Below are 25533 nucleotides of genomic sequence, written 5' to 3'. Positions count from 1 at the left end.
GCATTTTCTTATTTCCTTTTTACTATATAACCAATAGACAAGATAACAATCCAGATTGGCAAAATGACAAGTGCCAGACGGTAATCTGGGATATATGCCATGATTACAACGATTGCAGCTAGAAATAGCATGACAAGATAATTGGATATCGGATAGAACGGTAGCTTGAACGACAGCTTCTGCTCTGCTGCTTTTCCTATTCGTTTCCGAAATCTTATTTGACTAATCATAATCATTGTCCAATTGATCACGATAGATGCTGTTGCAATTGACATCAAATAACTGAAGACTTTCTCAGGAAATAAGAAGTTGAGAACGACTGTGATAGCAGCTGCACCTGAAGAAACTAAGATAGCAGGAACTGGTGCACCTGTCCGCTTGTCCACCTTTTGAAGAAACTTAGGTGCACTTCCTTGCCGGGCTAGTGAATGCAGCATACGGCCGTTACTATACAGACTGCTGTTGTAAGCAGAAACTGCGGCAGTAAGGACCACGACATTCAATATACCCGCAGCAGCGGGTATCCCTACGCTATCGAAAATTTGAACGAACGGACTGCTATTGCCATCCACTTCATTCCACGGGAATATCGCCATAATGACGAGTAATGCGCCAACATAGAAAATCAGAATACGGTACACAACCTGATTGATTGCTTTTGGTATCGTCTTTTTCGGTGTTTCTACTTCACCTGCTGTAATACCGATAAGCTCCACTCCGCCGAAACTGAACATAACAAGAACGAGTGCCAAAACAACACCAGTCAAGCCATTCGGCATGAAGCCACCTTCATCAAACAAGTTAGAAAGTCCAGTTGGAACTCCACCATTTCCGATTCCGGTGAAAATGATGAGCAAACCGAGAATAATCATCCCAATGATTGCCACAACTTTTATAATCGCAAAATAGAATTCAAATTCTCCATACAATTTAACACTCAATAAATTGATACACGTAATGAACACTAAAAAACCAAATGCTGTTATCCAAGTTGGAATGTCTGGGAACCAATATTGCACATAGATGCCGACAACAGTCAGTTCTGCCATACTTATGGCAATATAGTTAAACCAATAATTCCAGCCAGATATGAATCCAAAATAATCGCCCATATTTTGCTGGGCGTAATAACTAATTGAACCAGAATTCGGTGAGTCAACAGACAGTTCGCCCAATGCGCGCATAATAAGGAAGATCATCAATCCACCGACTAGATACGCAAGTGAGATTGCCGGTCCAGCTAATCCGATGGAAGAAGCAGAACCGTAGAACAAGCCTGTTCCAATCGCCCCGCCAAGTGCTATCATCTGCACGTGGCGGTTCTTCAACCCTTTGTGTAATGTATTCGATGTTTGATCTTTTCTTGCCATGTCTATGCTCCTTGCCAACTATCTTATAAATTGTTTTAGTCTTTCTTGATGAAACGGCCAAATGCTTTGCCGATTGGCAGCACTGTGTGACCATAATGTCCATTTAGTACTGCAGCGGCAGAACCATAGAAAGATAATAGAGATATGATTAACTCTGCAATCCCTGCGATTGTATGTGTTACTTCATATGCTATATCAAATGAACTTAAAGATAAACCGATAAATAGGAAATCAATTGCTACGAAAATAAAGAACAATACTTTATGTGTACCCATAGCCCCCACTGTCATGAAGAGACTAAAGATAAGATACCCAATGAAAGCTACGCCTAGCTGATGACCGTCTGCTCCTGTCTGCAAGCTTTCTCCAAGTGCTCCAAGCTGCATAAGCCAGCTCATACCCACGCCAAACCAGAAAAGTCCAAAAGCACCAAAAGCTGTTGCTCCAAAAATATTATTATGTTTGAAATCCTGAATAGAAGCGATTAGCTGCGCAATTCCTCCTAAGAAAAATGCCCATGGAAGGATCATAGAAAGTCCATCCGTTAAACCTAGCTTCTGAGAAGATGCAACAAGCGTTACCATTGCAAGACCGAATAATCCTATTGCGCTCGGGTCAGCTGTAACAATCTTCACAGATGTTTTTGATGTTTCCAAATTTAATACCCCTTTCTTAATTACCTTTGTAAATCGGAAAAATACGGGAGACCTATTGCAAGAAAATTTAGTATAATTATATGAATGCCCGTCTTGTCCAAATACAGCAGATTTTCTAATCATACACATTTTACAGGGGAGAATCTAGTCTATGAGTAAATTTGTAATCGAAGAAGCCAGCATTTCATCCTTACAAGCAGATCTTGCATCAAGTAAAGTATCCTCCGTGACCTTAGTGCAGATGTATTTAGAGCGTATTGCTAAGAAAGATTCCATTGAAGACGGCACAAACAGTGTTTTGGAGATCAATCCGGATGCCTTGTTCCTTGCCGAACAAATGGACAAAGAAAGAACAGACCAAAGTTTGCGCGGGGAGCTTCACGGCATTCCGGTCCTCCTAAAAGATAATATAAATACAGCAGATGGTATGCATACAAGCGCTGGTGCACTAGTGTTGGCCCATCACTATGCTAAGTCAGATGCCTTTATTGTAAAAAAGTTACGAGAAGCCGGTGCCATTATTTTAGGTAAAGTGAACATGACGGAATGGGCTAATTTTATGTCCGATGCTATGCCGAATGGCTTTAGCAGCCGCGGCGGTCAAGTACGTAATCCGTATGGCAGTTTTGACGTTGGCGGTTCAAGTTCAGGAACAGGAGCTGCCATTGCTAACAACCTCGCTGCTGCAGGTATTGGTACAGAGACAAGTGGTTCCATTCTCAGTCCAGCAAGCAGTAATTCATTAGTAGGTATGAAGCCAACTGTCGGACTCGTCTCCCGAACTGGCATTATCCCAATCGCGCACAGCCAAGATACAGCTGGACCGATGACAAAAAATGTCCGAGATGCAGCAATACTGTTGCAAGTAATTGCAGGTTCAGATGCGCATGATCCGGCAACACTCTCTGCACCACAGTTACCGAATTATACAGACTTTCTGAAGGACAAAGGACTGAAAGACAAACGACTCGGTATAGATGGAAACACATTAGAGAACTTAGATCCTGACAGACGGGAGCTTATGGAAAGAGCATTTGCTGCCTTACGCGCGGAAGGTGCGGAGCTTATTGATGTACATGTGCCAGAAATCAAGCGGGATTCCAGCGTCTTATTCCATGAGTTTAAACATGGGGCAAACCGCTACTTGCAGTCTGTGGAGCCGTACTTGCCTGCTCATACGCTAAAAGAGGTTATTAAATGGAACCGCCTGCATACCGATAACGCTTTGCCATATGGCCAGGATCTTTTGGAAGCAGCTGAGAAAACAGACGGTACATTAAAACAAAGTGACTATCTAACGGACCGTTTCGCAGATCTTCATGAATCCCGGACCGAAGGCATTGACAAAATAATGACAGAATTTGCTTTGGATGCGATCGTCTTCCCAAGCTATCATGGATGCGATATTGCAGCAAAAGCGGGATATCCATCCTTAACTGTTCCAGCAGGCTACACAAAAACTGGTGAGCCGTTTGGAATTACGTTTACTGCTGGTGCTTTTGAGGAATCTACCTTAATAGAAATCGGCTACAGCTATGAAGGTGCCACAAAGCACCGGAGAGCTCCAAATTAGTCCCATTCTAAATTACAGTTGAAATCTCCCGCCTTGTATAGTAAGGTTATAGAGGTTTTCAATTGCATAAGAACTCATCAAATTGCATAGCCAATCATTAATTGATGAGAATTTGCAGCTTATTTGAGTGTATCTCTCAAGCAAAAAGCTGTCAAAGCTCGGTATATTTCGAGCTGACACTATCTTTTTATTTAGAATGATGCTGTTGTATATAATAAGCCGTTCGGATAGAGCAAGTGTATCCGCAGCGGCTTTTTTTAGTAAACAGATAAAACAAAGCCCATACTATAGACGAGGTGAAAGAAGTGAGCAAACAACATAACAAGACGGAACCCGGACTGCAAAGAAAGCTCAAAGCCCGTCATTTGGGAATGATCTCCCTTGGTGGCACAATCGGAACAGGATTGTTCTTAGCGAGCGGCGGAGCAATCAGTCAAGCAGGTCCTGGGGGCGCGCTGCTTGCATACGCTCTAATTGGCAGCATGGTGTTCTTTCTAATGACCAGTTTGGCAGAGATGGCAGCCTTCATGCCTGTATCTGGGAGCTTTAGCACATATGCCACCAAATTCATCGATGAATCACTTGGCTTTGCGCTCGGATGGAATTATTGGTTCAGCTGGGCAACAACCATTGCAGCTGAACTCGTTGCTGTTACACTGATTATGGATTTCTGGTTTCCAGATGTACCATCCTGGATTTGGAGCGGAATCAGCTTAATCATCATGTTTTTATTAAATTACATTTCTGTCAAAGGTTTTGGAGAATCTGAATACTGGTTCTCTCTCATAAAAGTGATTACTGTCATTGTATTTATTATCGTCGGTATATTAATGATCATTGGTATATTTGGCGGAGAATCTCCTGGTTTCTCGAATTTCACAATAAAAGATGCGCCATTTAATGGCGGCTTTCTTGCACTGCTTGGAGTATTCATGGCAGCAGGTTTCTCATTCATGGGGACTGAACTGTTAGGAGCTGCGGCTGGTGAAGCAGATAATCCAAGAGTATCCATACCAAAAGCGATTCGATCTGTTTTCTGGCGAATTCTTTTGTTCTATATTCTCGCAATTTTTGTTATTGGTATGCTCATTCCCTATACAACTGAAAGTTTGGCAAGCGAAGATGTTCGACTTAGTCCTTTCACTTTAGTGTTTGAGAAAGCTGGGATTGCTTTTGCTGCCTCTGTCATGAACGCTGTTATTTTGACTGCTGTGCTCTCAGCTGGTAACTCGGGCATGTATGCTAGCACCCGTATGTTATGGAACCTTGCAAAAGAAGGCAAAGCTCCGCGTTTCCTTGGCAAACTTAACAAAAACGGTGTACCTGTAAACGCTTTGCTTGCAACAGCAGCAGTCGGATGTGCAGCCTTCCTAACCTCGTTCTTCGGAAATGGTATTGTCTACACATGGCTTTTGAGTGTGTCAGGAATGACCGGATTTATTATTTGGATTGGGATTGCTCTCAGTCATTATCGCTTCCGTAAAGCTTATGTAGCGCAAGGTTATGACATCAAAGATTTACCTTACACAGCGAAGTTCTATCCATATGCGCCGCTGTTTGCACTCGCCTTAAGTATCTTTGTTATTATCGGGCAGAGTGTCTCATCCTTCACAGAGAATGGATTCGATTGGGGAGGTTTTATTGCTTCATACATCGGTATCCCAATCTTCTTATTGTGCTGGATTATCTATAAAGTGAAATACAAAACAAAAGTGCATAAATTAGAGGATGTTGATTTAACAACTCCTGATCATGAAACAGCCCCGGACTAATGTCCGAGGCTGTTTTTTTATTACCAAGAAGGCATCGAAATGGCGAGTGCTATGATAAAGATGAAATAAAGAACGAAAAGCCCTTGATAGCACAAACCAATAATTGCGCATACTCTTCCGCCTAAATACAACGCTTTAATTGCCTCTGTATCCTCTGTAGTTTGGAGACTCTTGTTAGCGAATATAATCGCTATGATGCCTGTGATAAGACCAATAATAGGTATGAAGATCGCTAAAATACCTAATGTTAATGTACCTGATGGTGAATAACGTTTTTCTTCCACGACTAAATCTCTCCCTTTTTCTGTCTAATTCTATTCCCGTGTGAACTATTATTATAGCTTATTTTCCAAAACATAGAAAAAGCATGCGGCTGGACCGCACGCTCTTCATTTACTTGAATACATTCTTTACTTTTTCAACTGTATAATGGCTGCCGCCCTTATTTTTAACATCTTCTATCATCATACTAATCAACATATCTTGATTGTCATAATCATATGCCACAAACCAGCCATTCTCTTTACCGTTTTCATCATCTTTGCTTTGCTTCAGCTCAGCTGTACCAGTCTTACCAGCAATTGTTAAACCGTCTACTGCTGGCCGATGTGCTGATCCGCGTTCATCTTCTACTACACCTCGAAGTCCTTCTGTTATAGCGTTTGCTCCCTCAGCCGGCAAGACATCCTCATGCCACACTGTAGGTTCAGCCGCTTTTGACTTCAGCAATGTAGGTTTAATCAAGTTCCCTTCATTCAAGAATGGTGTATAAGCAGCCGCTAAATGCAGCGGAGACATGAGCACTTGGCCTTGACCATAGCCTGAATCTGCTAGCAATGTTTCACTGTTAAGACCATCATTTGAAATAGACGATGCTTTAGTCGGAAATGCGTAGTCCAATTCCTCATCAAAGCCAAACGACTCCAAACCTTTTTTGAAGTTCTCTGCTCCTGTATCCACCGCTGTCATAGCGAAATAAATATTATCGGAAGTAATCAGAGCATTCTCCAAGTCAACATCAGACAAACTACTCGATACACGCGTAACACTGTAGTCACCGAATTTGCCATCGTTGTCCCACGTTTTTCCTTCGATATGTTTCGCCTCATCTGGTGAAATAACGCCATTCTCTAACCCAACAGCCGCCGTTAGCGGCTTGATTGTTGAACCAGGTGCGTATGTTTTATTGAACTTCGCTGAAAATGGGCTATTCTCATCATTAGACAGCTTTTCATATTCTTCCGCATCCCATCCGAAGATGAAATTATTCGGATCATAAGATGGTGTGCTTACTAATGCCAATGTTGCTCCTGTCTTTGGATCTAAAGCTGCAGAGGCACCACTATCACCTTTCAGCTGGTTATAGATTTCTTTTTGGGTATTACTATCAATTGTTGTCTCTACGTCTTCTCCGTTTTGAACGTCCGTTTCCGCAATGATTTCTTGTTCTTCACTGGAGTCCGTATAAATCTTCCATCCGATATTCCCACGAAGTTTATCCTCAAAGACAGATTCTAATCCTGTTGAGCCAACATAGGAAGTCGAGCTATAATTGGAAGCATTGTCGTCTTTCTCCAAGAATTCTGCATCTACTTTCTTCACATAACCAGTCAAATGTGCTGCAGCCTCCCCAAGCGGGTAGAATCTCGAAGTTGTCTCTGTACTTTGCACACCAGGTAATGCGGTTACTTCTTTCACGAGATCACGCTGATCTGGGCGCAATGTCTTGATTGGTACATTCACCTCATCTGTCACCCAGCTCTGCTCTAAAAGTGAATCAATTTCTTCACGATCCATCTCCAGAATCTCGGCTATTTGATTCAATGCCTCGTCCCTTGTCTTGCCATCACCTTCGATCTGACCTGGGATAAGTCCGATGGATGGTACAGTTGCGTTAAATGCCAGTTCTTCTCCATTTACATCAAGAATGCGACCACGTTCCGGTTCTACAGATGAAATCCGCACACTTTCTTCTCCGTTCAACTGTGCAAAAATATAAGATGGATCCCAGTTTACTTTCCAAACAGCCCCATCTTCTCCCTCCACTTTGACAAGCTCTGCATCCTTATCAAAAGCTACTTCTCCAGCAACAGTTTGCATAGAGACAGATAAAGGAAGCTGCTTGGACTCTGCATCAGAGTTCGCTTCTTCCTCAGAGACATCGCCAACTTCCACTTTTAAATCCGTGACGCCTGTCTGTTCATATATATCTGTATAACGCTTTATAAACGCTTCCTTGGTAATATTCTGTTGCGACTCTTCCGTTAACTGACCGTACATTTTATCAAAATCCTGTGCATTCCAATTGTCGACGAACTGATTCAAACCATCTTTCGCTGATTGATCATCCGAACAAGCAGAAAGCAAGAATATCGCACTAACGATAAACAACACTGCTGCTAAACGTTTCATAGTTCACCTTTCCTCTGCAATATGCTGTCCCCAATTATAGCATAGCAAAGGAAAAACTTTGCAGAATTAAGCCAAGTATTTCCCTGGAAATATCCTAAAAGTGTCGATAATGCAGGTATAGTAATTAAAAAACCGAACCTCTGACAATTCTAAAATAGAATTGTCAGAGGTTCAGTTTTTTGTGCGTTATAATCTTTAATTTTAAGCCTTATACATGTGAAACAATAGCTTCCATGTTGCCTTTCATGACATAACGATCGATGTGAACCGGCATGACAAAGTGATCGCCTTTTTTCAATGCAAAGGACTGTTCGCCTAGAATGACTTCCCCCGCTCCACCTATGATGCTTACTTGTACAAAGCTGTCAGGTGTTTCAACTTCTGCCTCGCCAGTTATATCCCAGTGATAAACAGAGAAATACTCATTTTGTACAAGCAGCTGCTCTGTACGGGCACCTATGGTAACAGCAGGCTTTCTAGTATCGGTTGTTTCATGTGGAACAGTTGAAACAGCCTTAGCCGACTCTAGATGCAAATCACGCGTGTTTCCTTGATCGTCTTTCCGGTCATAATCATAAACACGATATGTGATATCAGAACTCTGCTGTGTTTCTAAGATAACAATACCCGCACCAATAGCATGGATAGCGCCACTTGGAACATAAACAAAATCCCCTTTTTTTGCTGGAATACGACGCAGCAGCTGATTCCATTCACCTTGGTCGATCATTTGCTCAAGCTGCTCTTTTGTTTGCGCATGATGTCCAAATACAATTTCAGCACCTGGTTCCGCATCTACGACATACCAGCATTCAGTCTTCCCATACGGTTCATCCTCAACTTTCTGAGCATATGTATCATCTGGATGCACTTGCACGGATAAATCCGTTTTTGCATCAAGAATCTTCACAAGCAAAGGATAATCTTCATTGTCATGTTCGCCAAATAACTCTCGATTATGCTGCCAGGCATCTAACAGTGTCTTGCCAGCTAAAGCACCATTCTTTATTTTGCTTGGTCCGTTTGGGTGTGCCGAAATTACCCAAGCTTCTCCAGTATGCTCCGATGACAGATTATACCCGAAGACTTCCGCCAATTTCGTACCTCCCCAGATTCGCTCCTGTAAAACAGGATCCAGAAAAATGGGTTCTTGTGTATACATTATCTAAATCATCACCTTCCGATTCTTTTAACCTCCTTTATTTTACCAATAGACTTATACTGCTGACTATACTTAATTGTTGTCTGATTCTTCCGATTTATATAAAATAAATATAATAATCTATCAACATGCAAAAACGTTTAGAAACAACCAGATGAGGAAGTTATAGAGTGTACTCTTACAAAGGAAGGAAAGAAAAATATGGAGAAAGAAATCCATTATTCTACGAATATCAGCGACGCTTTCTTCCGTCAGGTCATTGATTATGTAGGCGCAGGGGTAGTCATTACGGATCCCGCTTTGCCGGATAATCCGATTATTTATACGAATTCAGCATTCGAGAAGATTTCTGGCTATCTGACGAAAGATATCATTGGCCAGAATTGCCGCTTTTTGCAAGGAGAAAAGACTTCTAGAGAAGAAGTGGCAAAAGTCCGTGAGGCAATCGCGAAAGAAAAGTCTGTCGTTGTAGAATTAGAAAATTATCGAAAAGACGGGACAATGTTTTGGAACGAGCTTGCTTTGTATCCAATCTATGTGCCGAGTGAAGATAAACTATATTTTGTTGGCGTGCAAAAAGATATCTCCGACCGAAAGTCTGAACAAGTGAAAAAAGAAGGTTATAAGCAGGAAGCATCCTTGCTATCCACACCATTTGTCCCTATTACAGAAAATATCTGCATTCTGCCGCTTGTCGGAAATATAGATGTACAACGTTGGGAAGAAATATATCAACGCATCTCTGCTCATGTGTATGATCATGATGAAGAAATTTTCATTATGGATCTCCAAGGAATCCAGGATTTAAATGATGATGTGCATAAAGGTATTTTGAAATTACAGCAGCTGCTTCAAGTTATGGGAGCGAAGTTGATTGTGACAGGAGTTGAACCGGTCACTGCCAAAGCAGGAGTCAACCTGGCAGACTTCCGCAAAAATAAAATATCTTTCTATGCAAGTGTTCAGCAAGCTTTAGAAGGTATCCGTGCTCTAAATACTTAATATAGTAGAAAAACCGCTGCTGTGCAGCGGTTTTTCAATGTATTTGCGATTTGATTATCTCTGTAATTGTCTCTTTCGGCAGCGGTGTATGCTGCCGTTCCCAATCCGAGATAAGCGCAATATAGGTTCGATAGATTAAAAATGCCAGCAGCTCAGAATCATGCTTTGTGCTTATTCCTTTTGCTTGCTCCGTTTCGATGACAGACTTGATATAATCAAGAATCATCCTTTCTACTTGTGTTAAAATCTCCAGTACTTCAGCTGTACCTAACTCCTTCGCTTCCTGCCCCAGCTTAATCAACAGCTGATGATTTTCCCGAAAATTTAGGATGGCACCCAGCATCGCTTGGATATTCTCATGGAAAGCTGCCTCTTCTTGTAAGGCTGCTTCTGCCGATTGACGCAGATTCTTCATCGTTCGATCAAGAATAGTAGAAAACAATGTTTCTTTACTGTCAAAGAACGTATAGATCGTACCTTTAGCCACCCTGGCAATCTTTGCGACAGATGCCATGGTCGTTGCTTTAAATCCGAATTGGCTGAATGATGTCGCAGCAGCCTCTATGATTCGTTCTTTTTTATCTATTATCATTGTTTTCTACCCCTTTTTACATGGAGACCGCCGTATCTTCCTCTGTCTCTATTTTATATTTACGCGCCTGCAGTGTGTAAACTAAGATCGTCAATGCTAAGAATAGCACAGAAAAGATACTCAAGTAACCTGCTTGCTGCCATAGAAATCCCCAGTCATCCCCAATAGAAATAATCTCCCGAAATCCGCTGATTGCATACGTCATAGGGACAAACTTGTGGATTACTTGGAAGAATTCCGGAAGCAATGCAACCGGATAAGTTCCCGCGCCAGCTCCAATTTGGAATAGCAATACAATAATACCTAGGAAACGCCCGACATTATCCAAAGCTACTGTAAGCAGCTGAATTAACAGGAAGCTTGTTAAGCTGAAAAGAATGGCAAAAACGAGCAGGCGCCATTCACTATGCACTTGTAAATGAACAACATGAACGAGCATAATAACCGCAAACAACGATTGCAAGATACTTACAAAGAAGACAATACTAAATTTGCTTAAGAACCAAGAAAAACCAGATGTTGGTCTGCCTACAGGATCCCGAAGCGGAAAGATATTTGTGAAAACCAGCGCTCCGACGAACAGCCCGATAGAAAGAATGTATGGAGCAAGCCCTTCCCCATAGCTATGCACTGTACTTAATTTTTCATCGCGTACACCCGTCGGGCTGGCAAACATCGTCTCTGTCTTATCATTGGTACTGATGTTTGCATCCGCTGCACCCTTGGCCAGCTTATCATACAGTTCGCTGCTGCCATCCGTCACACTTTGCGTTCCATCAGACAATGTTTTAGAGCCATCTGTCAGCTTGCTCGTACCTTCAGCTAACTGTGGGCCATTGGCATTCAATTGATCAAGTCCATTGGTAATCTTGGAGCTGCCTGATTGAAGCTCTCCTAAAGCATCACGCACTGCTTGGGAACCGTTCACTAAGGCAGGCGCTCCATTTGCAGCTTGACTAACGCCATCCGTATAAGCACCAATGCCGCTATTAAGTTCTGACTGACCAGACTGAATTTCTGCTGCCCCGTTATATAATTTGCCCGCAGCTTCATTGATACCAGTCAATGCGGTCTGTGTTTGCTCGGCTCCATCTGCTAGTTTTTGAATTTGACTAACCTGCTCATTGATTCCTTCAAGTTCCTGTTGGATAGCTTCTGGATCAATATTTGGCAGTTGAATTTCTGGAGAAGATGCACGATCAGCAAGTTCTTGCACCTGTTTTTGTAATTGCTCCTGCTTTTCCTCTACTGATAAATTTTCGTTTGTCAGAGTAGCTTGCAGCTGACTAATTTGAGCCGCCTGCTTCTCCTGCAGCCGCTGTGCGAATTTGTCTAATTCGTCCAGTCTTGTTTCTATAGTTTTACCGGCATTTTGCACCTTTTCATTCGCAGCCGCTATCCCATTATTTAGTTCTGGAAAGCTCCCAGCCAATTGACCTGTCGCTTGCTGCAGCTGATCAAGCCCGCTTGTTAACTCATTCGTACCAGTGACTAATTGATCCGACCCACTTGTCAGATCACCACTTTTACCATTCAGTGTTTGCAAGCCTTTATTTAATTCTAGGATGCCGTTATCAATGTCAGGATACTGAGAAGCTAAGCTTCCTACACCTTCATTTAATTCCTGCATGCCTTGATCCGCTTCTCCGACTTTCTCTGTATAAGTGGCAGTGCTATCTGATAAGCTGGCTAAGTTTTTGTTCAAGTTTTTCGCACCTTCATTTATCTCACTTGAGCCATCCGCCAACTCTTTCGAACCATCACTTGCCTGTTTCAATCCATCTGCTACATCCGTTAAGCTAGCGAATACAGCGTGCGCATATTCTTCGGTCACTTGTTCAGCAACTTCTCTCTCTAATTGCTGGATAGCGCTGTCCGTTATTTTGGAAGCCGGATAGTTTTTACCAGGGTTCGAGTAGTAATCAATATCCATCTGTTTTGGATTATCATCAAGAAGTGTCGCTGCGTTAGCAGAGAAATTTTCTGGAATTTTGACAACCATATAATAATCTTCAGTCTTTAATCCATCCATCGCTTGCTTTTCTTCTACAAACTGCCAATCGAATTTATCATTATCCTGCAAATTATCCACAAAATCCGACCCAACATGGAGCTCTTTTCCTTCAAAAGTTGACCCTTTATCTAGATTGACGACAGCAACAGGCAATTGATCCGTATTGTTATAAGGATCCCAGTTTGCCGCTAGAAAAATAACACTGTATAGCAACGGTACAACAAGAATACCGCAAATAGCTAACAGCATTTTACGGTCCTTCCAAATTTGCCGCCATTCTTTTTTCAACATGTTCATAACTTTCCTCCCGTATTCCTGTATATACTTATCCACAAATACCGATTGACCGATATGGGTTTTTGGTCATTTTACTTGCTTATAATAGCAGAAAAAGCCTATCTGCACAATAGATAGGCTAATCTCTCATCAAGTATCCGCTTTCACTTTGTTATCCACCTTTACTGTGTATAACTTGTGGACAATCGTCTTATGCACAGCATTCCACACGCTATAAACAAATTATCCACACACTTATACACATATGCACAATCGCAATTCTTTATTTAGTAATAAGAATACTTGTTCGCTACCAAATAGGCTATCTTATCCTCATTAAATCCACAAGCTGTGCATAACTAAAAAAGAGCAGCCACGAATGGCTGCCTTTACTGCTGTTGTTCACTTAAAGTCACTGTTGTTTCCTCGCGCTGACCATCACGATAATACGTTACGTTCATTTTGTCTCCAATTTGCTTTTCCTCATAAAGATGCTTTCGTAAAGCTGTCATATCTTTGATTGCCTGACCATCAAGTTCGGTGATAACATCCAGTTCTTGCAGCCCGCCTTGTTGAGCAGGAGATGACGGAACCAGACTCCAAATATATACACCATTCTCGATGTCTTCCGGTAAACCTAGATGGCCTGTTCGTTCTGTAGCTGGAATCTCATTCAATGAATAAGCTTCCACGCCTAGATATGGCCGTTTGACCTGGCCATTCTGCTCAAGTTGTTCCATCACAGGTACCGCAGAATCAACAGGAATAGCAAATCCAATCCCTTCAACAGACGATTCCGCAATTTTCATGGAATTGATTCCAATTAACTGACCCGCCATATTAATAAGTGCTCCGCCGCTGTTACCAGGATTAATGGCTGCATCTGTTTGCATAACGTCTGCCTGCCAATCAGATCTGCCATCTCCATTGAAATCCTGCGGAACAGTACGATTTATCCCGCTGATGATACCTTGTGTAACGGAACCAGAGAAACCAAGCGGATCACCGATGGCAATGACTGGCTCCCCTGTTTTGACAGAAGAGGAAGTCCCAATTTCAATTACCTTCTCCACTCGGGAAGCGTCAATCTCCAGCACTGCTAAGTCTGTGAAAACATCACTGCCTAGCAAATTAGCAGAGATCTCTATACCATTATGCAAAACAACATCCACATCCGTTGCCCCTTCAACAACATGATGATTTGTCACCACATAAGCTTTATCCCCTTGCTTTTTATATATAACACCAGAACCGCTCCCTGCTGCACTTTCTTCCTGAGAAAACAAGGCATCTCCTTGCTGGAGATTGACAACACCTACAACCGCTGGCGATGTTTCCTCGACAATGTCTGTAATACCTGATTGAACATCAACACTCACATTCTGCAAACCAGCATCTTGATTGGTGTCAGAAACCTGCTGCACAGTTCCCTCTTGCTGAGACTGTGATTGATCGTTCCTCGTCATACTGTTCTGATCAAGTCCATAAGCAACAAGCAATACAATACCAGCACCGATAATACCGCCTAAAATAGCTGGCAGCAGCCAATTCATCCGCTTCGGCTTTTTCGGTTCTTTGTGTTGATCATCAAAGTAATCCATATGAGCCTCCGTTCCTACATCTTTGGATATAGTTTATCTTTCCACCGTTTTGGATATTTAAACTACTTGGAAGAGCGGTGTTGGCATTTTTGGATCTGTATCATGCAGTTCAATATGTCTTTTAAGATCAAAGCCTCGTTCCTCTAAGATGTTACCTACAGCAAGACGTGCCAAATCCTTCATGTTATTATCTCGGCTTAAATGCGCAAGATAAATACGTTTCGTGTTGTTATCGATTAAATCGGTGAGCGCCAAAGCACTATCTTCATTTGACACATGACCTAAATCACCTAAGATTCTCCGCTTCACATTCCACGGATAACTCCCCATCTGCAGCATGCTCACATCATGATTCGCTTCAAAAATATAAGCATCTGCCTTCTCAACAATTCCTTTAACCCGTTCCGAGACATACCCGGTATCTGTCACTAAAGCGACTTTCTTTCCTTCATGATGGAATGTATAAAACATGGGTTCGGCAGCATCATGTGAAACACCGAAGGACTGCACATCCAAATCACCAAACGTTTTTGTTTCTTCCATTTGAAAAACAAATTTATGATCTAATGGAATTTTTCCGATGCTATTCTCCATCGCTTTCCACGTTTTTTCATTTGCATAAATCGGTAAATCAAATTTCCGTGCTGCTACTCCCAATCCTTTTATATGATCACTATGTTCATGCGTGACCAGGATCTTCGTGAGCGAAGCCGGATCAATACCCGTTTCCTCTAATAAACGCTGCAGCTCCTTGCCCGTTAGACCAGCATCTACCAGGATGCGCTCTTTTTCCGTTCCGATAAAAAATGCATTACCAGAACTGCCTGATGCAAGTACGCTAAAGCTTAACGTCATGCTGTTTCACCTCTTATTGTATATCTTCTGTCTCTGTTTCTTTCTCCAGCTCTATGTTGGTAATAAACGCTGATTCAGTTTGTTGGCGTATATAGGGATTATTATCTGGAAGCATCAAATAGAAATAATGTTCCGTATCATTAACAGTTATTTTATAAGCGGGAGCATAATTCGGCTTAGATGAAAGTTCAATAATTGGATAGAAGCCTTTCTCCACCTTAATTGTGTCCCCGCGTTCAATATACTGCTTTGCTGTGAGCATCTCCACTGCCTGCTTCTCTGAATAATGATTCTGTTCCCAGCCTTCCTCATTCTCACTCTTCTTAAAGTTTTCAATATATGTTTGTGTGTAGCCAGTTACATGATAGTCCCCATTAATTGTTACCAACAGCAGACTATCTTCACTAAAATAAGTCTGCCCCTTATCGGTCTCTTGAAAGAACAGCATTTTATCTCCTTGCCTGCCCCAATACGTATAATCTTCCCCATGCAGGACATGTTCGTCAATAAAACTGTTTAAGTCGTCACGAGACTGTTTTGTATCTTTATCAAAGGGAAACTCGACAGGCAATTCCTCAGGTTCCTTAAAAGTTACATCTAGCTCCGTACCTGATTTAATATCAAATTCCATATTATCTTTGTACGGAATCTTCTCCAAGTCTTTTTCTTTAAATTGCATCTTTGTTGCTTCGTACTGCTGATTTGTTTCCGTTTCCTCAGCAGACAGCTCCTGATACCCCTTTACGCTAGTTAGAACAGATGCCGTGGATTCTGTTTCCAATCCGATTTGTTCTGTCTCTTCCTGTGGAAACAGCTGAATAACGAGATAGACATTCAAAACAAGGAAGGCAAGGATAAACGTCAGCTTAATTTTATTCCATTGCATCAGTCTGTGCCTCCTGTCGTATTGTCTCCTACTTCAATCCATCTTCCTTCGAATTCTACATACCAATATGGTATCAGCTTGTATTTATAGATATCTGAATCAAACTCTTCCAACTGGTAGCCAATTACAACGTCTTCTATATCGCGTGTAATATAATTATTATCCGCCACCCAATCCTTTACTTCTTGGGCCGTCAGCGCTTTTTTTCCATCTGGCCTACCTGATGTTGAGCTTATATTAAGCAGGGTCCTTTCGTATCTTCCAGGGTCAGGGTGACCATATTGCATTTGGATAGACAAAAGTGATAATTTATTTTGCTGAAATACCGGGAAGCCATTTTGCATCATCCGGAACTCAAATGTGTAGTTTCCTTTTCCTAATACGCCATATAAGCGAAAATCATTTGTCCATCCTTTATGAGAATTGACTGCTCGAATTGCTGCTTGCAGCTGCTCTGCTCTGCTTGCTGCTCTCGTGGAAGAAGTCCGATTCGTATAATAGATGCCATAGTTTCCGTTATTGCTAATCTTGACAGATTCCAGATGATTGGAGTCAATGTATTGATCGCCTAATGTAATAGGTTCATCCAAATAGATATCTGAGAATACATTTCGGGAAATCGTCTCACTTCGAACAACTCTGTTTTCTATCTGAAGGTTTTGCGGCAGGTAAATCTGATTCCAATCACTGGGTTCGTTCTCAGCTAATGGTACAGCTGCCACCAGATCTTCCTTATTATTTATCACATCACTTATGCTGGTTACGACGGTTGCCGTTACAACGTTTTCTAATGGATTATCCGAGTCTTCATTCAGAAAAATCAGCTGTGTAGTGTTATCCTCATTGCTTGATAGGTATATTCTTGTAAAGCCGTTATTCCCCAGACTGCTTGTATCACTATTTGCTCCTTCTACCTGAAATAACGTATTCAGCTGCGAATAGGAGATGGTTACTGGATACACTAGCTCTATATTAGTATCCGGTAAACTAGCTAAATCAACTTGTTTCATATTAGTCAGCGTCCATTCGGCCAGCCCATTCACAAAAGCCCGTTCTTTATCTTTTGAAGAGAAGACAAAATGGTTACGCTGTTCATTAATATAGGTGTGGTTCGGTCTTACCAAGTCTGCCAGCTGCCTCTCTGTCCCATCTAAGGTCTGCGGCTCTTCGGTAACATTTTTTACAGATTCAAAACCATTCGGTTGGAATGTCCACACAAAAGCTGTTAACACCAAGCTAAGTGCCACAAGAATGACTAGTAAAATTGTATTGAATGTTTCCAGCTTCATCGCAGCTCACCCCTTTTCCGATTAAGCGGAATGGTGAAGAGCACAGTTGTACCTCTTCCTTCCTTGCTTTCAGCCCAGATTACCCCATGATGTGCATCGACAAGATCTTTCGCGATTGCTAAACCTAGTCCAGTACCACCTAGTTTTCGGGTACGCGCTTTGTCTGTTCGGTAGAAACGCTCGAATATTTTATCAAGTTTTTCATGCGCAATCCCCATTCCTTCGTCGGAGATGCTGATGAGAAGCTTCTGGCTATCCTTACGAAGACGGAAACGAATCGTCCCGCCATCTGGAGAATATTTAATCGCATTACTGATGATATTATCCAGCACTTGCATCATCTTATCTTGGTCTACTGTGACAATTGCCTCACCCTTTGGCAAATAGCGTTCAAAGTGGATATCCTCACGTTTGTTCATATCAAATCGATCAATCACATGATGGAAGAATTCCACAAAATCAATCCGCTGCCACTCCATCGTGTAATTACTGCTATCCATACGGGAGAGCTGCAGCAAGTCATTAACAAGACGTATCATTCGGTCCGTCTCCTGTTGCGTTACATCAAGAAAATGAGGAGCGATACCTTCGTCTTTCCATGCACCATCCGTTAATGCTTCTAAATAACTTCGCATCGTAGTCAGTGGTGTTCGGAGCTCATGAGATACATTTGAAACAAATTCCCGGCGTTCCTGTTCGATTTGTTCTTGCTCTGTCACATCACTGATTACGGTAATAAATCCGCTAATTTGCTCATATTCATCCTGCACAATCGAAAAATTGCAGCGCAGCAGTAAATATTGGTCATCATCACTCATATCAATAATGATTGAGCCAGTTTCTTGTATTTCTGTTATATCTACTATCTTTTCATTTAGATTTAAAACCTCAATTAGGAATTGTCCGCGAACTTCTTCAGCACTGCGCCCAATCAGACTTTCTGCTGGTGCATTCATTAAGGTGATTGCTCCATTCCTGTCTGTTGCGATAACGCCATCCGACATGTGCGAAAGAACCGAGCTTAACTTTCTGCGCTCGCCTTCTGTACGCATATGTGCCTGACGCAGCTCATCGTTCATATGATTAAAGGTACGGGCAAGCTGTCCGATTTCATCTTCGCCATATACATTCACTCGTTTGGAAAAGTCTCCTGTAGCCATGACGCGTGCTTGCTTCTGCATCTCTTTAATTGGCTTCGTTATTGCCCGGGCAATGAGAATTCCTAATATGGCAGCAAATATTAACGCAATAAATGTTGCTTGCAAGAAAATAATATTCGTACTTTTCAGCTGGTCATATACATCTTCTATCGACTTACGCACGTAGATAATTCCGAGTAATTCTTCTTCTCCATTACTGCCTGTCCTCATTATTTCATCGTAATATCGAAGCGTACGATTACCTGATTCCTTATCAATAACGATATTCGACCGCTCTGCAGAAGGAAGAATTCCATTATTGGTAATGGCTTGAATAATATTATTCTCCACCACGCGAGCACCTATTAAGTCCTGTCCGCCGGGTTCACTCGTCCCTACCAACTGTCTCTGGTTGTCGATTACTTGAATCTTTGTATTTTCCCCGTCCGAGTAATTGACGAGCAGATCGGCAATATCTTCTTCTAAAGTTGGGTCATTAGGAGATCTTTCCTCTTCGAATTCCTGAACTAACGATTGATTCAGCCACTCAATGTTGGACTCAAGTGAGACTCTGGTATTATTGATAAGCTGGTTCTCCAAGCTGTTTGTAAAAAAGACGCCAATCAGTAAAAGTGCGATGATTAGCAGCAAAATGTAGACAAGAACCAGTTTCAGGCTCACGGAACGAAAAAAGCCTATTTTATTCATTGATATTACTCCTGTTCAGGGCTGCGCAGATAGTATCCTACACCCCTTCTTGTTATAATCCAGAGCGGACTGCTTGGATTGTCCTCTATCTTCTCACGAAGACGGCGGACGGTTACATCTACTGTACGGACATCTCCAAAGTAGTCGTATCCCCAAACTGTCTCTAACAAGTGTTCGCGGGTCATAACTTGTCCGCTGTGACGTGCTAAATAATGAAGCAGTTCAAACTCTCGGTGTGTCAGTTCCACTTGTACACCATCATTTGTGACTGTGTAGGCCTCGGGGTGAATAATAAGTTTCCCGATTTCAATGTCTTTGTTCTCTTTATTGTCTTCTTCAGGAATTTGTGCCTGTCGGCGAAGGTTCGCTTTCACACGTGCGATAACTTCTCTATTACTGAACGGCTTTGTGACATAATCATCTGCACCAAGTTCAAGACCAAGTACCTTGTCAATTTCTGCATCCTTTGCTGTCAGCATGATGATTGGCATATTGTGCGTCTTGCGTACTTCCCTGCATACTTCATTACCGTCTTTATTCGGCAGCATAATATCCAAAAGAATCAAGTCCGGGTTCTCCTGCTGCACAAGTTCAACAGCCTCATCACCGTCATAGGCACAGACTACCTCGTATCCTTCTTTTTCTAAGTTAAACTTCAATATGTCAGCGATTGGTTTCTCGTCATCGACCACTAGTATCTTATGGTTCATCGTATTCCCACGCTTTCTCGTATAATTTTTATCTGAATGAAATTACTTTTTCTTATTAGTTCAGTTTGTGCATACTTCTTCTATTTTACAGCAATTCGCGAAAAATGTCTTTGTAAGGGGGGTGTCATGGGGCTATTTGGAAGTAAAAAGAAAAATCGCCCAGAAGGACGATTTTTCGATTTAGCTATATACACTTCTTACTTCATTTGTTTGCATACGATCTGGTCCAACAGAGAAGATGCTAAGCGGAATACCTGTCAGCTGAGAAATGCGCTCAAGATAATGACGCGCGTTTGCTGGCAGCTCATTCAAGTTGCGAACGCCTGTAATATCTTCTGTCCAGCCCGGAAGTTCTTCATAAACTGGTTCGCAATCAGCCAGTTCTTTCAAGCTAGCCGGGAAATGTTCCATGATTTCGCCTTTGTAACGATAAGCAACACAGATTTTCAATGTCTCGATACCTGTGAGTACATCAATGGAATTCAGAGAAAGGTCCGTGATACCGCTAACGCGCTGTGCGTGACGTACTACGACACTGTCGAACCAGCCGACACGGCGCGGACGGCCTGTAGTTGTACCATATTCACGGCCAACTTCTCGTATTTGATCGCCAATTTCGTCATGCAATTCCGTTGGAAACGGGCCATCACCAACACGTGTTGTGTACGCCTTCGATACACCAACTACATGATTAATCTTTGTCGGTCCAACACCAGAACCGATCGTAACCCCACCAGCAATCGGGTTGGAGCTTGTAACGAACGGATATGTTCCTTGATCAATATCCAGCATTACACCTTGCGCACCCTCAAAGAGGACACGGCGACCTTGATCAAGCGCTTCGTTCAGTTCAACAGAAGTATCTGTTACATACTTTGCAATCTGCTGCCCATAATCGAAATACTCTTCCAAAATTTCCTCAACTGTGAATGGCTCACATTCATATACCTTTTCAAATAAACGGTTTTTATCTTCCAAGTTCTGTTCTAACTTCTCACGGAAAGCATCTTTGTCCAACAAATCGGCAATACGGATACCCATGCGCGCAGCTTTGTCCATGTACGCTGGTCCGATTCCCTTTTTAGTTGTTCCAATCTTATTTGCACCTTTAGACTCTTCTTGCAATTCATCTAATTTTAGATGATACGGAAGAATAACATGCGCTCGGTTTGAAATAACAAGATTATCTGTGCTGACATTACGCTCATGCAAGTATTCCAATTCCTCAACCAATGCTTTAGGGTCAATAACCATACCATTGCCTAAAACACATTTCTTATCTGAGAAGAAAATACCAGATGGAATTAAATGAAGCTTATATGTGACATCATCGAATTTAATTGTGTGACCTGCATTGTTACCACCTTGATAACGTGCAACAACTTCGGCATTTTGTGAAAGAAAGTCAGTGATCTTTCCTTTTCCTTCATCTCCCCATTGGGTTCCTACTACGACTACTGAGGACATCTGTGTGGCACCTCCGCCAAATAAACTATTTTTAACACCTCTAAAGTTTATCAATCCCCAAAACACATGTCAATGATACATCCGAACAATTATTCACCACTCAACATATTCGTTCGTTAAAAAACACCCTATCAGATGATAGGGTGTTGATATTATGCAGGCGGTATATCACTTTCCGAATATCGGTGATCTAAATCTACGAATTTATTATATTCTTTTACGAATGCCAGCTCGACTGTTCCAACTGGACCGTTACGCTGCTTGGCAAGAATAATTTCAATGATATTTTGTTTTTCGGATTCTTTGTCATAATAATCATCTCGATATAGGAAACCAACAATATCGGCATCCTGCTCAATACTTCCGGATTCCCGTAAATCGGACATCATTGGACGCTTATCTTGACGCTGCTCTACTCCGCGAGAAAGCTGAGATAGAGCAATAACCGGCACTTCTAGTTCACGTGCCAAAGCTTTCAAGGAACGAGATATTTCCGATACTTCCTGCTGACGGTTTTCGCCTTTCCCTGAGCTAGAACCCATAATGAGCTGCAAGTAATCAATCAGAATCATCCCTATGCCGCCTTCCTGTTTTAGACGGCGGCACTTTGACCGAATATCACTTACTCGAATACCTGGAGTGTCGTCAATATAAACACCTGCATTGGACAAGCTTCCCATCGCCATCGTGAGCTTGGCCCAGTCTTCTTCCTGCAAGCTTCCTGTACGCAATCGCTGTGCGTCAATATTCCCTTCCGCACAAAGCATACGAGATACAAGCTGCTCCGCTCCCATCTCTAAGCTGAAGATTGCTACATTCTCTCCTGCATGAATCGAAACATTTTGTGCAATATTCAAAGCAAAGGCTGTCTTACCTACCGAAGGACGAGCAGCAATGATGATTAAATCATTGCGCTGGAATCCAGATGTCATCTTATCCAAATCCCGATAACCTGTCGGAATACCAGTTACAGATGCGCTTTGGTGATGCAGTTTCTCGATATTATCATAAACATCGATCAAGACATCTTTGATATTCTGGAAAGCACCGGAGTTTTTACGTCCGGAAACTTCCATAATCGTTTTCTCCGCTTCATTCAGGACATCTTCTACTTCGTCTTCTTTCGCATAGCTTGATGTCACAATATCTGTAGCAGAACGGATTAAACGTCGTAATAAGGCTTTCTCAGCAACGATTTTACTGTAATAATCGATATTTGCTGCTGTCGGAACGGCATTTGCTAGATCACTGAGATACGAAACTCCGCCGACCTCCTCCAACAGTTTTGCATTTGCAAGTGCAGTGGTGACAGTTACCAAGTCAACTGGTTCTCCTCTGTCGGACAAGCGCATCATCGCATCAAAAATGCGCTGGTGGCTAGCTCGGTAGAAATCATCTGCAATTAACTGTTCGGAAGCTCTGGATAGCGCTTCAGGTTCCAGGAAAATAGCACCAATCACTGCTTGCTCTGCTTCTATATTATGTGGAGGGGTCCGGTCATTCCAGACTTCTTCCATCATGATTCCCCCATTTCTGGCATACTGCTTTTATTGTACCGAAATATCCCCCTTTTGTGTCAAAAGGGGGATGAAAAGCTATTGGTATTTTGCTGGAAAAAATTATTGCTCGCTAATATGAACTTTAATTTTACCGGTTACTTCTGGATGTAGTTTTACATCCAAGTCGCGGTAACCAAGCGCACGAATCGGATCATCTAATTCGATTTTCCGTTTATCGATCTTGATTTTGTGTGTTTTTTTCAATTCATCCGCAATCTGCTTGCTCGTAATTGAACCAAACAAACGGCCGCCCTCACCGGATTTTGCTTTCACTTCCACAGTAAGGCTTGCCAACTTCTCACTTAACTTTTTCGCATCTTCTACTTCTTGCTGCTCCAGCTGCTGCTGTTTATTTTCTTTTGCTTCCTGCACTTTTACATTTCCTTTTGTTGCAGGTGCAGCCAAATTATTTTTAAGCAAGTAATTGCGTGCGTAGCCGTCTGGCACTTCTTTTACTTGTCCTTTTTTACCTTTGCCTTTTACATCTTCAGTGAAAATTACTTTCATTCTTCTGTTCTCCCTTCAACATAATCATCAACAATCTGCTGCAGTTCTTCTTTCGCTTCCTGCACAGTCTTGTCAGCAATCTGTGTGGCAGCATTGGTTAGGTGACCGCCGCCATTCATTTTTTCCATAATCACTTGCACATTCACTTGTCCAAGCGACCTGGCACTTATACCAATTCGGCCGTCTTCACGTTCTGAAATGACAAAGCTGGCGCTGACGCCATCCATTGTCAGCAGTGTGTCCGCAGCTTGGGCAATCACAACCGGTCCAAATACTTGCCCTGTTTCTGCTGTCGAAATAGCAATGCCTTCCCGGTAAATCTCTGTATGTTCTATTAAATGTGCCCGCTTCACATACGTATCTAAATCTTCTTTCATAAAGCGCTGCACTAAGACGGTATCTGCACCCTTCGAACGAAGATTGGAAGCAGCATCAAATGTACGTGAACCCGTGCGAAGTGTAAAGCTTTTTGTATCGACGATAATTCCTGCAAGCAAGGCACTTGCTTCTAATGTGGAAAGTCGCAGCTTCTTAGGCTGGTAGTCCAATAGTTCGGTCACAAGCTCCGCTGTCGAAGAAGCATACGGTTCCATATAGACAAGCGTCGGCTTCTCTATAAACTCTTCTGCCCGTCGGTGGTGATCAATAACTACGACATGCTCTGACTTACTAAGCAGTCTTTCTTCTGCAACCAGTACAGGTTTATGAGTATCTACAACAACAACAAGCGTGTTCTTTGTCACTCGATCTAACGCTTCTTCCGGACTAATGAATTGTTCCCAAAGATCCTCATCCGCTTGGATAGCTGTCGTCAGCTTCGAAACACCGCTATGAATATCTTGCTTATCCAAAACAATATGTCCAACCGTATCATTTGCTTCGGCAATCTTCAAAATGCCGATTGCAGCTCCGATTGAATCCATATCAGGCGCCTTGTGTCCCATAATGAGTACTTGTTCACTCTGTTTAACCAATTCCTTTAATGCGTGGGAAATGACGCGAGCTCTTACTCTCGTCCGCTTCTCCATCGGATTTGTTTTACCGCCGTAGAAGCGCACTTTACCGCCTTCTCCTTTAATGGCAACCTGGTCACCGCCTCGACCGAGTGCAAGGTCTAAGCTGGACTGTGCAAGCTCTCCAAGCTCAGGCAATGACTGTCCACCTGCTCCGACGCCGATGCTCAGTGTAATTGGAATATTCTGATCTGTAATCAGTCCGCGAATTTCATCTAGAATTTCAAATTTAGCTTTCTCTAAATCCCTCAAGATGCGATGATTCAGCACAGCAAGAAAACGCTCTTGTGAGGTACGTTTCAGATACAATCCTTTTTGGCGCGACCATTCATTCAATTGTGCCGTGACACGGGAATTTATTTGACTCTTTGCCGTATCATCTAAATTCTGTGTCATCTCTTCGTAGTTATCTAAAAAGATAATAGCTAAGACTGTTTGTTCTTCGTTGTATAAATTCTGTATCTCCAGCTGCTTCGTTCGATCAAACAGGTATAACAACCGCTCTTCCTTCTTAATTACGGTCAAGAAATCATAATCGTCAAGCGTTATCCATACCTCGTTCTTCTCGTCTTTGATTGCCGGGATAAGCGCTTCTGACAAATCATCCAGCGGCTCACCAACAAGTGTATCCTCAGCAAATCTGTTCATATACGGTGTTGTCCACTCAATCTGATAGTTTTCACTGTAAAGCACAATGCCGATTGGCATTTCCAACAGCGCTTCCTCACCGACCTTTTTCACACGGTGAGACATCGTCGAGATATATTCCTCCGTTTGATCTTGCATCCGCTGCTCCGTCACGATGCTGTAAAAGAAAGAAAGAGCCAAGAGTACTGTCAATGGCAGTCCAAGCTTCCATTCATAAAACCACACACAAACAAGCAGGACGACAGCAAGTGCATATGTCACGATTAAATGCTTACTCAATGTTGGTTTCTTAAATATCTCTGGCATATATGTCAGCTCCTAA

20 protein-coding genes are annotated in these 25533 nt (G+C 42.3%); 3 read left to right on the top strand and 17 right to left on the bottom strand.

The window, feature by feature from the left end; all coding sequences use genetic code 11:
* Positions 1-8 precede the first annotated feature (8 nt).
* Complete coding sequence (locus B1K52_RS05235; protein WP_077306065.1) at positions 9-1370, bottom strand: amino acid permease; 1362 nt, start codon at positions 1368-1370, stop codon at positions 9-11.
* Positions 1371-1405: 35 nt separating this feature from the next.
* Positions 1406-2026 carry an acetate uptake transporter gene (locus B1K52_RS05230; protein WP_373022225.1) on the bottom strand — a complete coding sequence of 207 codons (621 nt, stop codon included), beginning with the start codon at positions 2024-2026 and terminating at the stop codon, positions 1406-1408.
* Between the two features lie 151 nt (positions 2027-2177).
* On the opposite strand from B1K52_RS05230, the gene B1K52_RS05225 reads away from it, so the two are divergent.
* Positions 2178-3599: an amidase family protein gene (locus B1K52_RS05225; protein WP_077306061.1), complete on the top strand. Its 1422-nt coding sequence runs from the start codon at positions 2178-2180 to the stop codon at positions 3597-3599.
* A 296-nt stretch (positions 3600-3895) separates the two neighbouring features.
* On the top strand, positions 3896-5371 hold the full coding sequence (locus tag B1K52_RS05220) for an amino acid permease (protein ID WP_373022223.1): 1476 nt from the start codon (positions 3896-3898) through the stop codon (positions 5369-5371).
* 20 nt (positions 5372-5391) lie between these two features.
* On the opposite strand, the gene B1K52_RS05215 is transcribed toward B1K52_RS05220, so the two are convergent.
* The 3 genes from B1K52_RS05215 to manA all read right to left on the bottom strand — a co-directional run bounded on the left by B1K52_RS05215 (position 5392) and on the right by manA (position 8945).
* The gene (locus B1K52_RS05215; protein WP_077306059.1) at positions 5392-5655 is read right to left on the bottom strand and encodes a hypothetical protein; all 264 of its coding nucleotides are present in this window, start codon (positions 5653-5655) and stop codon (positions 5392-5394) included.
* 109 nt (positions 5656-5764) lie between these two features.
* The gene (locus B1K52_RS05210) at positions 5765-7783 is read right to left on the bottom strand and encodes a penicillin-binding transpeptidase domain-containing protein (protein WP_077306057.1); all 2019 of its coding nucleotides are present in this window, start codon (positions 7781-7783) and stop codon (positions 5765-5767) included.
* Between the two features lie 208 nt (positions 7784-7991).
* Complete coding sequence (manA, locus tag B1K52_RS05205) at positions 7992-8945, bottom strand: mannose-6-phosphate isomerase, class I (RefSeq protein ID WP_077306055.1); 954 nt, start codon at positions 8943-8945, stop codon at positions 7992-7994.
* A 201-nt stretch (positions 8946-9146) separates the two neighbouring features.
* On the opposite strand from manA, the gene B1K52_RS05200 reads away from it, so the two are divergent.
* Entirely contained in the window at positions 9147-9947 is an 801-nt protein-coding gene (locus B1K52_RS05200) for a YtvA family blue-light photoreceptor (protein ID WP_077306053.1), read from the top strand.
* 34 nt (positions 9948-9981) lie between these two features.
* Here B1K52_RS05200 and B1K52_RS05195 read toward each other — a convergent pair whose 3' ends face one another.
* From B1K52_RS05195 to B1K52_RS05140, 12 genes are all read right to left on the bottom strand, one after another.
* Positions 9982-10539: a TetR/AcrR family transcriptional regulator gene (locus B1K52_RS05195; protein WP_077306051.1), complete on the bottom strand. Its 558-nt coding sequence runs from the start codon at positions 10537-10539 to the stop codon at positions 9982-9984.
* A 16-nt stretch (positions 10540-10555) separates the two neighbouring features.
* On the bottom strand, positions 10556-12850 hold the full coding sequence (locus B1K52_RS05190) for a YhgE/Pip domain-containing protein (RefSeq protein WP_077306049.1): 2295 nt from the start codon (positions 12848-12850) through the stop codon (positions 10556-10558).
* A 368-nt stretch (positions 12851-13218) separates the two neighbouring features.
* On the bottom strand, positions 13219-14430 hold the full coding sequence (locus B1K52_RS05185; RefSeq protein WP_077306047.1) for a S1C family serine protease: 1212 nt from the start codon (positions 14428-14430) through the stop codon (positions 13219-13221).
* 57 nt (positions 14431-14487) lie between these two features.
* Entirely contained in the window at positions 14488-15285 is a 798-nt protein-coding gene (locus B1K52_RS05180; protein ID WP_077306044.1) for an MBL fold metallo-hydrolase, read from the bottom strand.
* A gap of 13 nt (positions 15286-15298) precedes the next feature.
* Complete coding sequence (locus B1K52_RS05175; protein ID WP_077306042.1) at positions 15299-16171, bottom strand: two-component system regulatory protein YycI; 873 nt, start codon at positions 16169-16171, stop codon at positions 15299-15301.
* A complete protein-coding gene (locus B1K52_RS05170) occupies positions 16171-17460 on the bottom strand; it encodes a YycH family regulatory protein (RefSeq protein WP_077306040.1) in 1290 nt (429 codons plus the stop codon). Before B1K52_RS05170 ends, B1K52_RS05175 begins: the two co-directional genes overlap by 1 nt.
* On the bottom strand, positions 17457-19307 hold the full coding sequence (gene walK / locus B1K52_RS05165) for a cell wall metabolism sensor histidine kinase WalK (RefSeq protein WP_077306037.1): 1851 nt from the start codon (positions 19305-19307) through the stop codon (positions 17457-17459). Before walK ends, B1K52_RS05170 begins: the two co-directional genes overlap by 4 nt.
* Positions 19308-19312: 5 nt before the next feature.
* Positions 19313-20017 carry a response regulator YycF gene (gene yycF / locus B1K52_RS05160; protein WP_077306035.1) on the bottom strand — a complete coding sequence of 235 codons (705 nt, stop codon included), beginning with the start codon at positions 20015-20017 and terminating at the stop codon, positions 19313-19315.
* A gap of 180 nt (positions 20018-20197) precedes the next feature.
* Positions 20198-21484 (bottom strand): adenylosuccinate synthase, encoded by a 1287-nt coding sequence (locus tag B1K52_RS05155; protein ID WP_077306033.1) that lies wholly within the window; start codon positions 21482-21484, stop codon positions 20198-20200.
* Positions 21485-21636: 152 nt separating this feature from the next.
* A complete protein-coding gene (gene dnaB / locus B1K52_RS05150; protein WP_077306031.1) occupies positions 21637-23001 on the bottom strand; it encodes a replicative DNA helicase in 1365 nt (454 codons plus the stop codon).
* A 102-nt stretch (positions 23002-23103) separates the two neighbouring features.
* Entirely contained in the window at positions 23104-23550 is a 447-nt protein-coding gene (gene rplI, locus B1K52_RS05145) for a 50S ribosomal protein L9 (protein ID WP_077306029.1), read from the bottom strand.
* The gene (locus tag B1K52_RS05140) at positions 23547-25517 is read right to left on the bottom strand and encodes a DHH family phosphoesterase (RefSeq protein ID WP_077306027.1); all 1971 of its coding nucleotides are present in this window, start codon (positions 25515-25517) and stop codon (positions 23547-23549) included. The genes rplI and B1K52_RS05140 overlap by 4 nt, the downstream gene beginning before the upstream one ends.
* Positions 25518-25533 lie beyond the last annotated feature (16 nt).

This window comes from Terribacillus halophilus, from assembly GCF_900162685.1.
GTDB classification, from domain to species: Bacteria; Bacillota; Bacilli; order Bacillales; family Amphibacillaceae; genus Terribacillus; species Terribacillus halophilus_A.
Note: the sequence above shows the minus strand (reverse complement) of the source record. Positions and strands in the feature narration are given on the sequence as shown.

Bases quoted from the DNA above. Each gene is read 5' to 3' on its own strand.
- walK (WP_077306037.1), bottom strand. From the start codon at position 19,307: ATGAATAAAATAGGCTTTTTTCGTTCCGTGAGCCTGAAACTGGTTCTT.
- yycF (WP_077306035.1), bottom strand. From the start codon at position 20,017: ATGAACCATAAGATACTAGTGGTCGATGACGAGAAACCAATCGCTGAC.
- B1K52_RS05180 (WP_077306044.1), bottom strand. From the start codon at position 15,285: ATGACGTTAAGCTTTAGCGTACTTGCATCAGGCAGTTCTGGTAATGCA.
- B1K52_RS05190 (WP_077306049.1), bottom strand. From the start codon at position 12,850: ATGAACATGTTGAAAAAAGAATGGCGGCAAATTTGGAAGGACCGTAAA.
- rplI (WP_077306029.1), bottom strand. From the start codon at position 23,550: ATGAAAGTAATTTTCACTGAAGATGTAAAAGGCAAAGGTAAAAAAGGA.
- dnaB (WP_077306031.1), bottom strand. From the start codon at position 23,001: ATGGAAGAAGTCTGGAATGACCGGACCCCTCCACATAATATAGAAGCA.
- B1K52_RS05175 (WP_077306042.1), bottom strand. From the start codon at position 16,171: ATGCAATGGAATAAAATTAAGCTGACGTTTATCCTTGCCTTCCTTGTT.
- B1K52_RS05210 (WP_077306057.1), bottom strand. From the start codon at position 7,783: ATGAAACGTTTAGCAGCAGTGTTGTTTATCGTTAGTGCGATATTCTTG.
- B1K52_RS05235 (WP_077306065.1), bottom strand. From the start codon at position 1,370: ATGGCAAGAAAAGATCAAACATCGAATACATTACACAAAGGGTTGAAG.
- B1K52_RS05185 (WP_077306047.1), bottom strand. From the start codon at position 14,430: ATGGATTACTTTGATGATCAACACAAAGAACCGAAAAAGCCGAAGCGG.
- B1K52_RS05155 (WP_077306033.1), bottom strand. From the start codon at position 21,484: ATGTCCTCAGTAGTCGTAGTAGGAACCCAATGGGGAGATGAAGGAAAA.
- manA (WP_077306055.1), bottom strand. From the start codon at position 8,945: ATGTATACACAAGAACCCATTTTTCTGGATCCTGTTTTACAGGAGCGA.
- B1K52_RS05200 (WP_077306053.1), top strand. From the start codon at position 9,147: ATGGAGAAAGAAATCCATTATTCTACGAATATCAGCGACGCTTTCTTC.
- B1K52_RS05195 (WP_077306051.1), bottom strand. From the start codon at position 10,539: ATGATAATAGATAAAAAAGAACGAATCATAGAGGCTGCTGCGACATCA.
- B1K52_RS05225 (WP_077306061.1), top strand. From the start codon at position 2,178: ATGAGTAAATTTGTAATCGAAGAAGCCAGCATTTCATCCTTACAAGCA.
- B1K52_RS05170 (WP_077306040.1), bottom strand. From the start codon at position 17,460: ATGAAGCTGGAAACATTCAATACAATTTTACTAGTCATTCTTGTGGCA.
- B1K52_RS05140 (WP_077306027.1), bottom strand. From the start codon at position 25,517: ATGCCAGAGATATTTAAGAAACCAACATTGAGTAAGCATTTAATCGTG.